Source organism: Burkholderia sp. F1 (genome assembly GCF_050813845.1).
In the GTDB taxonomy this organism is placed as follows: Bacteria; Pseudomonadota; Gammaproteobacteria; order Burkholderiales; family Burkholderiaceae; genus Burkholderia; species Burkholderia ubonensis.
In genome coordinates this window covers 1-12,717 of sequence record NZ_CP172422.1, presented here as the reverse complement: position 1 = coordinate 12,717, position 12,717 = coordinate 1, and the positions used below count along the sequence as shown (strand labels likewise).

13 protein-coding genes are annotated in these 12,717 nt (G+C 65.8%); 6 read left to right on the top strand and 7 right to left on the bottom strand.

Translation table 11 applies throughout. From position 1 onward, the window contains the following. Nucleotides 1-183 precede the first annotated feature (183 nt). A complete protein-coding gene (locus ACFIMZ_RS19030) occupies nt 184-516 on the bottom strand; it encodes a hypothetical protein (protein ID WP_431823911.1) in 333 nt (110 codons plus the stop codon). Nucleotides 517-712: 196 nt separating this feature from the next. Here ACFIMZ_RS19030 and ACFIMZ_RS19025 point away from each other — a divergent pair, with 196 nt between their 5' ends. Beyond that, nucleotides 713-1,609 (top strand): alpha/beta fold hydrolase, encoded by an 897-nt coding sequence (locus tag ACFIMZ_RS19025; RefSeq protein ID WP_431823910.1) that lies wholly within the window; start codon nt 713-715, stop codon nt 1,607-1,609. Nucleotides 1,610-1,628: 19 nt separating this feature from the next. Here the strand turns inward: ACFIMZ_RS19025 and ACFIMZ_RS19020 are convergent, their stop codons facing one another. The 3 genes from ACFIMZ_RS19020 to ACFIMZ_RS19010 are packed head-to-tail and all read right to left on the bottom strand — an operon-like array spanning nt 1,629 to nt 3,623. Next, nucleotides 1,629-2,576 (bottom strand): sensor domain-containing diguanylate cyclase, encoded by a 948-nt coding sequence (locus ACFIMZ_RS19020; RefSeq protein WP_431823909.1) that lies wholly within the window; start codon nt 2,574-2,576, stop codon nt 1,629-1,631. Next, a complete protein-coding gene (locus tag ACFIMZ_RS19015; protein ID WP_431823908.1) occupies nt 2,573-3,262 on the bottom strand; it encodes a chemotaxis protein CheC in 690 nt (229 codons plus the stop codon). Before ACFIMZ_RS19015 ends, ACFIMZ_RS19020 begins: the two co-directional genes overlap by 4 nt. Further along, a complete protein-coding gene (locus tag ACFIMZ_RS19010; protein WP_010088926.1) occupies nt 3,255-3,623 on the bottom strand; it encodes a response regulator in 369 nt (122 codons plus the stop codon). The genes ACFIMZ_RS19015 and ACFIMZ_RS19010 overlap by 8 nt, the downstream gene beginning before the upstream one ends. 484 nt (nt 3,624-4,107) lie before the next feature. Here ACFIMZ_RS19010 and ACFIMZ_RS19005 point away from each other — a divergent pair, with 484 nt between their 5' ends. Next, complete coding sequence (locus ACFIMZ_RS19005) at nt 4,108-6,360, top strand: response regulator (RefSeq protein WP_431823907.1); 2,253 nt, start codon at nt 4,108-4,110, stop codon at nt 6,358-6,360. A gap of 37 nt (nt 6,361-6,397) precedes the next feature. Here the strand turns inward: ACFIMZ_RS19005 and ACFIMZ_RS19000 are convergent, their stop codons facing one another. Continuing rightward, a complete protein-coding gene (locus ACFIMZ_RS19000; protein ID WP_431823906.1) occupies nt 6,398-6,952 on the bottom strand; it encodes an NADPH-dependent FMN reductase in 555 nt (184 codons plus the stop codon). 358 nt (nt 6,953-7,310) lie between these two features. Here ACFIMZ_RS19000 and ACFIMZ_RS18995 point away from each other — a divergent pair, with 358 nt between their 5' ends. Next, entirely contained in the window at nt 7,311-7,907 is a 597-nt protein-coding gene (locus tag ACFIMZ_RS18995; protein ID WP_431823905.1) for an RNA polymerase factor sigma-70, read from the top strand. Then, complete coding sequence (locus ACFIMZ_RS18990) at nt 7,888-8,082, top strand: zf-HC2 domain-containing protein (protein ID WP_431823904.1); 195 nt, start codon at nt 7,888-7,890, stop codon at nt 8,080-8,082. Before ACFIMZ_RS18995 ends, ACFIMZ_RS18990 begins: the two co-directional genes overlap by 20 nt. Before the next feature lie 303 nt (nt 8,083-8,385). Here ACFIMZ_RS18990 and arsC read toward each other — a convergent pair whose 3' ends face one another. Continuing rightward, a complete protein-coding gene (gene arsC, locus ACFIMZ_RS18985; protein ID WP_431825444.1) occupies nt 8,386-8,742 on the bottom strand; it encodes an arsenate reductase (glutaredoxin) in 357 nt (118 codons plus the stop codon). Nucleotides 8,743-9,550: 808 nt separating this feature from the next. On the opposite strand from arsC, the gene parA reads away from it, so the two are divergent. Continuing rightward, entirely contained in the window at nt 9,551-10,213 is a 663-nt protein-coding gene (parA, locus tag ACFIMZ_RS18980; protein ID WP_042584728.1) for a ParA family partition ATPase, read from the top strand. 23 nt (nt 10,214-10,236) lie between these two features. Further along, nucleotides 10,237-11,298 (top strand): ParB/RepB/Spo0J family partition protein, encoded by a 1,062-nt coding sequence (locus ACFIMZ_RS18975; RefSeq protein WP_431823903.1) that lies wholly within the window; start codon nt 10,237-10,239, stop codon nt 11,296-11,298. A gap of 54 nt (nt 11,299-11,352) precedes the next feature. On the opposite strand, the gene ACFIMZ_RS18970 is transcribed toward ACFIMZ_RS18975, so the two are convergent. Next, on the bottom strand, nt 11,353-12,717 hold the full coding sequence (locus tag ACFIMZ_RS18970; RefSeq protein ID WP_431823902.1) for a replication initiation protein: 1,365 nt from the start codon (nt 12,715-12,717) through the stop codon (nt 11,353-11,355).

Genomic DNA, 12,717 nt, shown 5'->3' with positions numbered 1-12,717 from the left:
GGAATTGGGCGAAAGTATAGCAATCTTTGAACATCGATGGCGGTGCGGCCGCCGCGCGGCGCGGCGGCGCCCGGATGCGCGGCGCCGGGCCCCGCGGCCCGCCATGCGCGGCTTGCCGCCCTCGGCCGGACGGCCCCTGCGGGCCGGGGATGTCTGGTCGAGGGCCTCTACAGGCACGTCAGGCTAGCCGTAGACGATGTCGCGCTGCAGATCGAGCGCAATGAGCCCCATTTCGCGCGTCAGCTGAAGCATCGCGCGGCGCTCGAGCCGTGAGCCCATGAAGCTCGTCACGCGGCCGTCCGGGTCGGTGGTGAACTGGAACACCGGGCCGCCCGTGCCGAACCACGCGCCCGGCACGTCGGCCGATTCGCGCCAGTCGATCTGCTCGAAGACGCGCGCGATTCCCGCGCGCACCGCGTCGCTCGGGCCGATCGGCGGCGCGACGTCGCCCAGGTCGTCGAGGGAATAGGGGCCGGGCTTGTCCGGCTTCCGGTAAAAGAGATAGTCGACGTTCATGGGGCGCGATCAGGATAAAGCATCAAATTAGCGCGATCTGCCGCGAATTTAAATCAGATATGACCGAAATGTCGTCTCCGCGACACATTCGGGGACGCATGGCCGGCGGCCGATCCGGTGCGACCGGCCGCCGCCGCTTGGGCCCGCGTCCGTTCGTCTAAGATGATGCTTTATCCGAACAACGCATTCCGAACTCATGGAGACGAACGTGACAGCCGTGCCACCCGCATCCCCGCAGTCCGCCCACCCGGTTTTCGTGTTCGTGCACGGCGCATGGCACGGCGCGTGGTGCTACGCGCACGTGATGGCCGCGCTGGCCGCACGCGGCCATCTGTCGATCGCGCGCGACCTGCCCGCGCACGGGATCAACGCCCGCTTTCCCGCATCGTACCTCCAGCGTCCGCTCGATCGCGAAGCGTTCGGCGCCGAGCCGTCGCCGGTCGCGAACACGACGCTCGACGACTACGCGTCGCAGGTGATGCAGGCGGTCGACGACGCGTATGCGCTCGGCCACGGCAAGGTCGTCCTCGTCGGGCACAGCATGGGCGGCATCGCGATCACGGCGGCCGCCGAACGGATGCCCGAGAAGATCGCGAAGATCGTCTACCTCGCGGCGTTCATGCCTGCGTCGGGCGTGCCCGGCCTCGACTACGTGCGCGCGCCGGAGAACCAGGGCGAGCTGCTCGGCCAGCTGATGCTCGCGAGCCCGCGCACGACCGGCGCGCTGCGCATCGATCCGCGCAGCGACGACGCCGCGTATCGCGCGACGGCCAAGCGCGCGCTGTGCGACGACGTCCCGCAGGCGGAATACGAGGCGGTCGCGAACCTGATGAGCTGCGACGTGCCGGCCGCGCCGTTCGCGACGGCGATCCCGACGACCGCCGCGCGCTGGGGCGCGCTCGACCGCCACTACATCAAGTGCCTGCAGGATCGCGTGATCCTGCCCGCGCTGCAGCAGCGCTTCATCGACGAAGCCGATGCGTTCACGCCGGACAACCCGACGCACGTGCATCAGCTCGACAGCAGCCATTCGCCGTTCGTATCGCAGCCGGCGGTGCTGGCCGGCGTGCTGGCGGACATCGCGAAGAGCTGAAGCTGAACGTGAACGAGGCCTACGCGTAGGCGACGGAACGGTCGCGGCCGAGCCGCTTCGCGCGATACAGCGCGGCGTCGGCCTCGTTGACGAGCACCTCGCAGGTCTGCGCGCCCGCATGCGCGCTCGCGCCGCCGACGCTCGCCGTCACCGGCACGCGCACGCCCTCGGCATCGACCGGCGTGGCGCTGATCGCGCATCGCACCTTCTCCGCCACCAGCATCGCTTCGGCGAGATCGGTGCACGGCAGCAGCAGCGCGAATTCCTCGCCGCCGAAGCGGCAGAACGTATCCTGCGCGCGCACGATCCCGGCGACGCGCAGCGCCATCTCGCGCAGCACGGCGTCGCCGACCGCGTGGCCGAACCGGTCGTTGATCGTCTTGAAATGATCGAGATCGAACAGCAGCACCGACAGGTTGCCGCCATAGCGCTGCCAGCGCGCGAACTCGTCGCGCAGCCTCGCCTCGAAGAAGCGCCGGTTCGCGATGCCGGTAAGCCCGTCGCAGTTCGCGTGCTCGCGCAGCTTCGCCACCGCTTCCTCGCGTTCGCGCTGCATCACGCTCACGTGCGTGACGTCCGATATCGTCACGCACACGGCCTCGACTTCGCGCCCGCGCGTGAGCGGCATGAACGTGCAGTCCTGCTGCATGAAGTCGACGCCGCCCGTGATCGGCCGGTCATGCTCGAAGCGGAACAGGTACGGCCGCTGCTCCCACGAGCTGAACGCGAAGCTGCCGAGCTGGAACACGCTCTCGAGCTTGCGCGCGAGCCACGCGCGCGGCAGGTCCGGAAAGCAGTCGAACAGGTTGCGACCGATCACGTCGTCGGCGGGCACGCCGCTGTGGTCCTGCATGAAGCGGTTCCACATCAGCACGTTCATCGCGCGGTCGAGCACGAACAGGCCGAAGCCGACCCGTTCGATCACGAGGTCGCTCAGCGAAGCGGTCGGGGCGAGCGGGGCGGTCATAGCGCGGAAAGCAACGCGTCGAGCGCGTCACCCATCAGGCGGATCGAATCCTCGGCCATCAGCATCACGAAATGGGCGCGGAAGGCGTCGTCCTCGAGGCCGAGGTTCACTTCGAGCAGCAGCGCGACGCTCCAGGCGAGCACGGTGGGCTGGAACACGTCGTCGAACGACACGTTCGCGCCCAGCAGCCCGGGTGGAAAGAACACCGGCGTGCGGCCGAGCTCGTCGAGGATCGACGACACGCACGCGCCCATCAGCACGTTCGCGACGTCGAACACGAGCTCGTCCTGGGATGATGTCTCGCCGAGCGCGGCGGACGTCTCGTCGTCGACTTCATCGACTTCGTCGTCGTCGCACGTGCGCTGGCCCGCCGCGGCGTCGCCGAACGTGTGGTCGACGAGCGCCGCGAGCCGGTTGACGTTCGCGGTGCGGCACAACACGAGCGCCTCGCCCTTGATGTCGGAGCGGAACCCCTGGCGCACGGCGGTCACGTTGTCGTGAATGCCCGTCATCTCGCGCAGCGCCTTGCCCGCATCGGACGCCTGCACGACGCGCACGCGCGGCACCGACAGCTCGATGAACCGGCCGAGCAGCGACGCGAGCCGTGCGGCAGCGCGGCCCATCGCAAGATTGGCGATTTCCTGCAACGCGTCGCGTTGCTCCGCCGTGAACACCGAGTCAGGCATACAACCCATACTCCTTGAGAATGGGCAGCAACGCCTCCGACGTCACCGGCTTCGCGACGAACGCGATCGCACCCAGCTCGCGCACGCGCTCGCGCGCCTGCGGCTGGATGTCGGCCGATACCACGATCACGAACGTATTCAGATCTTCGTGGCGCAGTGTTTCGAGGACCTGATAGCCGTTCATGTCCGGCATCGTCAGGTCGAGAAACATCACGGAAGCTTTGCCGTCACGATAGAGCGCAAGTGCCTCTCGGCCGTTCGCCGCATACGCGATGTCCACGTCCCAATCTCCCGGTAATGCCTTTGTCAGCAACTTGCGAGCGAGTAGCGAATCGTCGGCAATCACAATCGGCAATGACATGGCGGGCGGAGCGGAATACGGAATGGTCTCTCTCGCGTTAACGACCGTGCGCCGCGTTTCTTTAGGCGCCGTGTGAACGGACGCGTGCAGCCGCCGGGCACCCCTGCGCCGGACGTCGCGGCAAATATCGCCCACGACGGGCTGCGCGCTGGCATCGGCAGGCGCGTATCTATCTGTCATGGAAAGCAAGGCGCGATTCTCTGGGTAAAACCGGGGCGGTGCAACTCGCCATTTTTGCCGATTCAGACAGAATCGATCCAATCGCGCCGCATTCCGAAAACAGCTGCGACCATTTTTTCGCCAAGGACGCAAAATTTTTCTTTGTGTACGTTTGCGCTTCCGGATTCGTCGCGTTTTCAATCTGACAAATTCCCCCTGTCGGAAACGTCAGGCCAGCCCGCGCCGCCTGGCGCGAGCCCTGGCCCTCGGCGCAACTCGTTTATGATGGCAGGCACCTCTGCCTCCGCTTCACCCGCTCCCATCCATGACGTCCGACCGGCCCGCCGATTCCCGCCACCACGCCTCCGCCGACGACTGGCAGGACGACGGGGCCTATCCGTCCGGCGCGCCCGAACACGATTTCGCGGTCCGCCGCGTGACGCTGATCGTGCTGCTGATCGCCGCGATCGTGCTGCCGTGCACCTACGTCGCGGTGATGGCGTACAACGACCTGAAGTCGCGCGAAGCCGCCGCGAGCGACGTGACGATGCGCACCGTGCGCGTCGCCGAGGAGCACGCGCTCAAGGTGTTCGACCTGAGCGAGACGCTCGACGCGCGCATCGCCGATCTCGTGCAGGACATGGACGACGCGGCGGTGCGCAAGGACGAATCCGACATCCACGACGCGCTCAACGAGATCGGCGGCGGCTACCCGCAGGTCGCGGCCGTGTCGATCTTCGGCGCGAGCGGCAGGCTGCTCGCGAACAGCCTCTACTTTCCGGCGCCGCACACGTCGATCGCGAATCGCGACGACTTCCTCGGCATCCGCGACGGCAAGGTCATCGAGCACATCTCGCGCGTGATGCCGGGGCCGAGGCGGCTCGCGGACACGCCCGTGTTCAACACCGGCGTCGCGCGGCGGCACAGCGACGGCTCGTTCGCCGGGATGGTGTCGATCGCGCTGAAGTCGTCGTATTTCAATGCGTTCTACCGCGAGCTGATCGGCGGCGCGAAGACGCCGATGACGATGGCGCTCGCGCGCGCCGACGGCGCGGTGCTCGCGTCGTATCCGCCGCCGCCCGCCGCGGCCGAAGCCTATCGCGCGCTGTCGTTCAGCGACGAGCACGGCGACCCGCGCGGCGGCGTCGTGCGCGTGCGCCACGATGCCGGCAGCGAGATCGTCGCGTACCGGCAGGTCGGCAGCTATCCGGTATACGTGTCGTGCGCGTATCGCACGTCGGCGATCTGGCGCGAGTGGTACGAGCATCTCACGGTGCTGTTCGTGTCGATGTTCGCGCCGTCGTTCGCGCTGTGGTGCGTGATCTGGCTGTCGCTCAAGCGGCTCAAGGCGGAAGAGGCCGCGTGGGACCGCTGGCAGGCGGAAGCGTCGATGCGGCGGTCGATCGAATCCGCGTACCGGCAGTCGCGCAAGATGCAGGCGCTCGGCAACCTCGTCGGCAGCGTCGCGCACGACTTCAACAACCTGTTGATGATCATCTCGACCAACGTGCAGATCGCGCGGCACCGCGGCGTCCAGCAGCTCGACACGGAACTCGGCGCGATCGAGCGGGCGCTGAAGAACGGGCAGTCGCTGACGCGCCAGCTGCTCGGCGTCGCGCGCAAGCAGCCGCTGCACAACGAGACGATCGACGTGGGGCAGTGGGTCGGCACCTGCCGCGAACTGCTGAAGACGTCGCTCGGCTCGAAGTCGTCGCTGACCGTCGCGATCGAGCCCGGCGTATGGCCGATCCGCGTGGACGTGGCGGAGCTCGAGCTCGCGGTCATCAACCTCGCCGTCAACGCGCGCGACGCGATGCCGATCGGCGGCCGCTTCACCGTCGGCGCGCGCAACGTGACGCTGCGCCGTGAGGACGGCTTTCCGCTGACCGGCGATTTCGTGCAGATCTCGCTCGACGATACGGGCTCGGGCATGGCGCCCGACGTGCTCGCGCGCGCGTTCGAGCCGCTGTTCACGACGAAGCCGCACGGGATGGGCACGGGGCTCGGGCTGCCGCAGGTGTTCGCGTTCTGCGAACGTTCGGGCGGACTCGCGACGATCGACAGCGCGGTGGGCGCGGGCACGTCGGTGCGGCTCTATCTGCCGCGCGCGAACCCGCTGGACGTGACCGCCGCCCGGCCGCCGCTCCCCGTCGTCGTGCCGGTGCAGGACGCGAGCCCGCCGGCGGGCCTGCACGTGCTGCTCGTCGAGGACAACAGCGAAGTCGCCGCCGGAACGGAGGCGCTGCTCACGCTGCTGGGGCACCGCGTGACCTACGCGGCGACCGCCGACGACGCGCTGCGTCTCGTCGAAGCGGCGCCGGCGAACGATGGCTTCGATCTCGTGATTTCAGACATCCACATGCCCGGCCGCCTGAATGGCATCGATCTCGCCGAAGCGATCGGGCGGCGGCCGGAGAAGCTGGCCGTGATCCTCGTGACGGGGTATGCGGAGGAGCTCGACCGCACGCGCGGCGTGAACGTGCGCGTGCTGTCGAAGCCGTTCGACATCGCGCTGCTCGACGAGATCCTGCACGGCATCCGCGACGCACGCGATGCGCGGCACGAGGCCGGCACCTGACGGGGCGCGCCGGCCCGCGGCCGGCGCTTCACTTGCCTCAGGCCCCCTTGTTCAGGCGCACCCACGCGGCGTAGCGATCGACGAAGCCCTGCAGGAACTTGCGCGTATCGTCGCTGACGATCCTGCCCTCGTCGTCGATGCGCGTCGGGTCGTGCTTGATGAACATCTCCGGCTGCCCGAGCGTCGCGACGTCGAGATACGCGAGCACGTTGCGCAGATGCTGCTGCGACAGGGCCGTGCCGGTCGCGCCCGGCGACGTGCCGAGCACCGCACCCGGCTTGCCCGCCCACGAGTTCGCGCCCCACGGGCGCGAGCCCCAGTCGAGCGCGTTCTTCAGCACGCCGGGAATCGACCGGTTGTATTCCGGCGTGACGAACAGCAGGCCGTCGACCGCTTCGATCGCCTGCTTGAAGCGCTTGGCGACTTCCGGGAAGTCCGCGTCGTAGTCCTGGCTGTACAGCGGCAACTCGTCGATCTCGACGAATTCGAATGCAAGATCGGCCGGCGCGAGCGAGACCACTGCGCGTGCGAGCGCGCGGTTCCAGGATCCGCGTCGCAGGCTGCCGACGATGACCGCAATGCGATGTGCCATGACTGTCTCCTTCCAGTGGGTTTGGAATAGAATCGATTGCTTCAGGATAGGCGGCAAAGGTCTGTTTATAGGCAGGCCAGCCCGTGAGCCGCCCCACGGGGCCATCCGGCCGACTTTCCACAAGGTTTTCCACAGAAACTGTGGATAACTTTGTCGACATGCCCGTCTGTTACACATGACCGGTCGCGCACCAACGTTTGCGCGACACCAGCCTGTCGGCAAGCATAGCGCAGCCCGCCAGCCGAATTCATGAACAATGACGCGCATTGCGGGCCGGCGCGACGCCCAGTAAGCTGCTCGCACTGCGCGGCGCGGCGACCTGTGGCGCGCGCGGTTTCCTCCCGAGAGATTCCCGACGATGCCGTCCGCGTACGACGACCCCGCCTATCTTGCGCAACTGCGGCACGACCTGCTGCGCTTCGCGCGCCTGCAGTTGCGCGACGCCGATGCGGCCGAGGACGCGGTGCAGGAAGCGCTGACCGCCGCGTGGACGCACGCGGGGGATTTCGCCGGCCTGTCCGCGCACAAGACCTGGGTGTTCGGCATCCTGCGCAACAAGCTGATCGACGTGCTGCGCGCGCGGCAGCGGACGGTGAACCTGTCCGCGCTCGATGCCGAACTCGACGGCGAAGCCGTGCTCGACCGCGAACTCTTCAAGGACAACGGGCACTGGGCCGCGCATGCGAAGCCGCGGCCGTGGCCGCGACCGGAGACGCTGCTGCAGCAACAGCAGTTCTGGATGCTGTTCGAGATCTGCCTGAACCATCTTCCGGAGCAGATCGGACGCGTGTTCATGATGCGCGAGTTTCTCGATGTCGAGATCGGCGACATCTGCACCGAGTTGACGTTGACGATCAATCATTGCAGCGTGCTGCTGTACCGCGCGCGCACGCGCTTGCGCACCTGCCTGAGCGAAAAGGGGCTGACGACCGAAGATGCTACCGGGGAAATGTAAGGATGTGACGCGCCTGTTGTCGGATGCGCTCGACCGGCACTTGACGGTCCACGAGCGCGTGCAGGTGCGCGTGCATTTGCCGACCTGCAGCGGCTGCCGGCAATACCGCGAGCAGATCGCGCTGCTGCGCGCGGCGGCGAAGGCTGCGGCGGGGCAGGGGGACGAGGAGGCGTGACGGCTTCGCTGGCTTCGGGCTGGCGCTGGCGGTCGAGAAACGCGACCTGCGCATCGGCGTTCGTCGTCGAGCGACGCTGCCGGTGAGGCGGCGGGCCATTTCTACCGTTGAAGCGTGGGCGCAATACCCGCCGCGAGACGCACCGAGCGATTCGCCGGCGGCGCTCGCGATTGCGATCCTTGCGTATCGCTCCGATAGATCGAGGTGCCGACGCGGCCGATCCGGCCGCACGTCGTGCACGCATCGATCATCCGGAGCATTCGCGCCGGATCGGCACAACAAGAAAAATACGCAGAATTAAAATTATTCGAACAATTCGCGCACCGATTCGGGCGGGCGCCCGATGGCGGCCTTGCCCTTGTACACGACGATCGGACGCTGAAGCAGGATCGGATGGGCGGCGATCGCCTCATAGGCTTGCGCATCGGTCAAATCCGCGCGACCGAGATCGAGCGTCTTGTATGGCTCCTCGTTGTCGCGCAGCATGTCGCGAACCGGACGCGCGAGCTGACGATGCAGCGTTTCCAACTCCTCGACCGTCGGAGGCGTCTTCAGATACTCGATGACATTCACGGGCGCGCCGCTCGGATTCAGCGCCTCGACAAGCGCCAGCGTCTCGCGCGATTTCGAGCATCGGGGGTTGTGGTAGATCGTGATCATCATTCGGACATGGGTGATAGGGTCTCGTATTGTAGCCAGTCCGCGCGGCGCGCTCGAAGCGGTGAGTAGGGCTGCCGCACTCCGCATCGAGGTATCGGACGTTTGCTGGTCGCCTGTTCGCGATTCCAACATGAGGTCGCACAACGTCGACACGTTCAATAGTGACCAGCCTCTTTATGCGCACAAACCCGACGATGCGTCATCCCGTCTGTCGCAGCAGAAGGATTGCGTCTCACGTGACCTTGTCTGGCGGGGGAGTGTGCGTCTGGCATCGTCCGATGGCCGCGAGCCGCAGTCCCGTGGCTCGACTGCCTGTCACGCCACGAGTGGGAGAACGCTGATCAGTGGGCAGTTTATGCGCATAAACCACACAACACCCGACGCGCGCCGGTCATGCCACACGTGAGAGCCGCTCATCAGTCTGTCGTCCGCTCGCGAGGCCGCTCCACCGGCGACCGTCGCGCCCCCCCCATGCATGACCGGAAGGGCGCCCTCGATTTATGCGCATAAACTCCACGCGCTTTGTGCCGCACGGTGACTCCGTTACCCGTCGACGCGTGGCACGCATCGACCGCTTGAGTCCAGCAATGGCCTGACCGCCCTTCGCCCCGCACTTGCATACCGCGGCGCGACAAAACCATGCGGACATCTGCCCGGCACTCGCTCCGCCCCCGGCCTCCGTCGGGTCATGGGTTTATGCGCATAAATCGCTCGTCCGAACGGCCAGCGCGTAGTTGACGAACAACAGTTTCATTGAAATATAAATATCGTCCTGTAGAATTCCAACGACCAAAAACAGGAGTGAAAATTGGCCGCGGAAATCATTGCAGTCACTCAACAAAAAGGCGGAGTCGGCAAAAGCACGATCGCCATGCACCTCGGCGCCGCATTTCACGAAAAAGGGAAGCGCGTCCTCGTCGTTGACGCCGATGGTCAAAACACACTGGTCCACTGGTCCAGCGCGTCGGGCGACAGCGAAACCGGCATCCCTTTCCCTGTCGTGAATCTTGCCGAAGCTGGCGGCCAGATCCACCGCGAGATCAAGAAGTTCATCAACGACTACGACGTCATCGTCGTGGATTGCCCGCCGTCGATCACCGAGAAGGTCTCCGGCGTCGTCCTGCTCGCAGCATCGATCGCCGTCATCCCGACTTCGTCGTCGCCGGCCGATTACTGGTCGAGTGTCGGCCTGGTCAAGCTGATCCAGCAGGCGCAGGTCATGAACGAAGATCTGCGCGCCGTATTCCTGCTGAACAAGACCGAAGAGAAGCGCATGCTGACCCGCGAACTCAAGCGGGCGCTCGAGGAGCTCGGCTTCCCGTTACTCAAGACGCAAATCCCGACGCGGGAAGCGTACAAGCAGGCGATGGCGCTCGGTCAGACCGTCCTGCAGATGAACGATCGCGGCGCGAAGCTCGCCGCCGCGGAAATTCGCGCATGCGCCGACGAGATCGTCGCGATGCTGCCCTGACTTTATGCGCATAAAGGACTCGCATGAAACCCTCCCAATTCGCCAAAGGATTCCAGGCGCGACCGGATATGACGACGAGTGAAAAGCGCACGGCCCTCGATCGGCTGAATGCGATCGACGGTCTCGTCAAATCGGAAACGTCCGCACCTGCAGCACCGAAATCAGCCAAGAAAGACAGCGTCACGCCGCCGGCGCCGGACATCACCCTCGATGCGTCGACGGACGAATCGTCCCAATACCGTGCGTGGCGTCTCGAGAACCGCTATGCGCCCGGACAGGTGATCGAACTCTCGCTGAAGGCGATCAAGCACAGCCCGTTCAACCCGCGGCACTTCTATCTGAAATCGTCGATTGCCGAACTCGCGGTCAACCTCGCGAAGCAGGGGCAGCAGCAGGCGATTCACGTGATTCCCGACTACGACAATCCGGGCATGTATTTCGTCAGCGACGGCGGCCGTCGCGTGCGTGCGCTGAAGGAAGCGAACAAGGATTCGGTCAAGGCGATCGTGATCGATCTGCCGATCGGCATCCAGAGCTACAAGCTCGGCTACGACCTGAACGTCCAGCGCGATTCGCAGACCGTGTTCGACAACGCGGTCGTGTGGCGCCGATTCCTCGACGACAAGCACTTCCAGAGTCAAAAGGAACTGGCCGAACATCTCGGGCTCGACGAGTCGACGGTCGCCGTCGCGCTGTCGATCGGCAAGCTGCCGGAAGCGATCATGCAGGAAATGGTCGCGCGCCCCGATCGCTTCGGTTCGAACATGGCGTATCAGGTCGGGCGCTATCACAACGCGCGCGGCACGGATGCGACGCTACGGCTGATCAACAAGATCGTGTCGGACGACCTGAGCACGCGCCAGGTGTCCGACATCGTGAAAGGCCGAGCGGCCGCTCAGGAAACGCCGAAACCCGCCAGCCGTCAGCGCTATGCGCAACGGCTCGAGATCAAGCTCGGCGGCAAGTCGGTCGGCGATCTGAAGTCGTATGGGGAAGACCGCATCGAGTTGCGGCTGCGCGGGCTGCCGAAGGAAAAGCGTGACGCGATCCTCGAGCAGCTCGAGCGGATGCTGTTGTCGGACTGACCGGACGCGGCGGGCGCCCGGCGATGCCGGGGCCGCCGCAGGCAGGACGGCGGCTCAGGCCGCCCGGGATTGATTCAGCGTAAAGGAAAGCAGATCGCCGTCGGTCGGCTCGCCCCAGGTCTTCCGGGCCAGCCAGTCGAAGAAAGCCGTCTCGGTCAGCTTGGAGTCGAGGCCGCGCTTGCGCCAATCGTCGCGCAGATGCGAGCCCATCGTCGGCAGTGCTTCCGATTCGAATGACTCGCGCGCCACCTCGCGCTCCGCTTCACCCTGCTCGTCGTACAGCGCCTTCGCTTCCTTGCGCCGATACGCGGCATATTCGCTCAGCAGCCGCGCCTTCAGATCGTCCGGCTGCGCCGCGGCAGCCTTGCCCGGCGTCGTGCCGGCCGGCAACGCCTCGACGGCCTCCACCGGCGGCGCATAGCCCTTCTTCAGCGCATCCTTGAACAGCGCAGCAGCACTGCGCACCGGCGGCAGCGACGTGCTGCGCAACCGCTGCTCAGTCATCTGCAGCGCCGCACGAATGCGGTTTTCTTCGCTATCCGCGTACAGCGTCTGCGCTTCCTTCAACGGAATGCCTAGCTTCACCATCCGGTCGACCAGCGTGCTGTCGAACACGTTCGGATGCTCGTCGAGCGCCAGCATCGGTTGCTTGCGTTCGGTGACGCGGAACTGGATCTCCGCGACCCGCCGCCCTTCACGATGCTCGATCAGCTCGACGAAGATGTTCGTGACCGCGTTGACCTCCGCGATCGCTGGACGCAGGTAGTCGCGCTTGAAGTACTTGTATTCGCGCTTCGCTTCGTCGCCGGCTTCGGTGTCCGGCGTACCCGACAGGATCGGTCGCCACCATTCCCAAGGCTCGCGCATCGTCAGGTGGCTCGGGTTCGTCAGGTAGCGCACGCAGATCTCATACAGCGCGAGGCCTGCGCTGCTGCGCAGCTGGCTCTGGAACTGGAGGCTCAGGCGCGCGTACTGGACCGGGTCGAGCAGCTTCTTCTTGATCTTCGGTGCGAACGAGAATTCGACCCACACGCGGCGCGTGGCCGGGTCTTCGAGAATTTCCGCATCCGCGATCAGCGTCGAGATCCCCCACTTTCGGCCGGGCTTCTGGCTCGACGTGCCGGTGCTCCATTCGACCTGCACCGACACCATGCGGCGCAGGTGTTCCTTCACGAGCGCGGTATCGTTCGAATCGAATGCGGAGTTGGCAACGATATCCGACAACAGCGCGCGATAAGTATCGCCCGAGTCGTCGGCCTGCTGGGCCACGGCCAGCAGGACATTGAACAGCTTGCGAGTCAGGAGGGTGATCTTGCCGCTTTTCGGCTGAATGGCGATCGCCTCGACGGCCTTTCGCAATTCGGCTGAACTGGCACTCACCACATCCACATCGGTTTTTTTGGCGCGCTTCGTGGCCAT

Coding starts and splice junctions, on each gene's coding strand:
- ACFIMZ_RS19030 (WP_431823911.1), bottom strand. CDS start 516: ATGAACGTCGACTATCTCTTTTACCGGAAGCCGGACAAGCCCGGCCCC.
- ACFIMZ_RS19025 (WP_431823910.1), top strand. CDS start 713: ATGGAGACGAACGTGACAGCCGTGCCACCCGCATCCCCGCAGTCCGCC.
- ACFIMZ_RS19020 (WP_431823909.1), bottom strand. CDS start 2,576: ATGACCGCCCCGCTCGCCCCGACCGCTTCGCTGAGCGACCTCGTGATC.
- ACFIMZ_RS19015 (WP_431823908.1), bottom strand. CDS start 3,262: ATGCCTGACTCGGTGTTCACGGCGGAGCAACGCGACGCGTTGCAGGAA.
- ACFIMZ_RS19010 (WP_010088926.1), bottom strand. CDS start 3,623: ATGTCATTGCCGATTGTGATTGCCGACGATTCGCTACTCGCTCGCAAG.
- ACFIMZ_RS19005 (WP_431823907.1), top strand. CDS start 4,108: ATGACGTCCGACCGGCCCGCCGATTCCCGCCACCACGCCTCCGCCGAC.
- ACFIMZ_RS19000 (WP_431823906.1), bottom strand. CDS start 6,952: ATGGCACATCGCATTGCGGTCATCGTCGGCAGCCTGCGACGCGGATCC.
- ACFIMZ_RS18995 (WP_431823905.1), top strand. CDS start 7,311: ATGCCGTCCGCGTACGACGACCCCGCCTATCTTGCGCAACTGCGGCAC.
- ACFIMZ_RS18990 (WP_431823904.1), top strand. CDS start 7,888: ATGCTACCGGGGAAATGTAAGGATGTGACGCGCCTGTTGTCGGATGCG.
- arsC (WP_431825444.1), bottom strand. CDS start 8,742: ATGATCACGATCTACCACAACCCCCGATGCTCGAAATCGCGCGAGACG.
- ACFIMZ_RS18975 (WP_431823903.1), top strand. CDS start 10,237: ATGAAACCCTCCCAATTCGCCAAAGGATTCCAGGCGCGACCGGATATG.
- ACFIMZ_RS18970 (WP_431823902.1), bottom strand. CDS start 12,717: ATGGCCACGAAGCGCGCCAAAAAAACCGATGTGGATGTGGTGAGTGCC.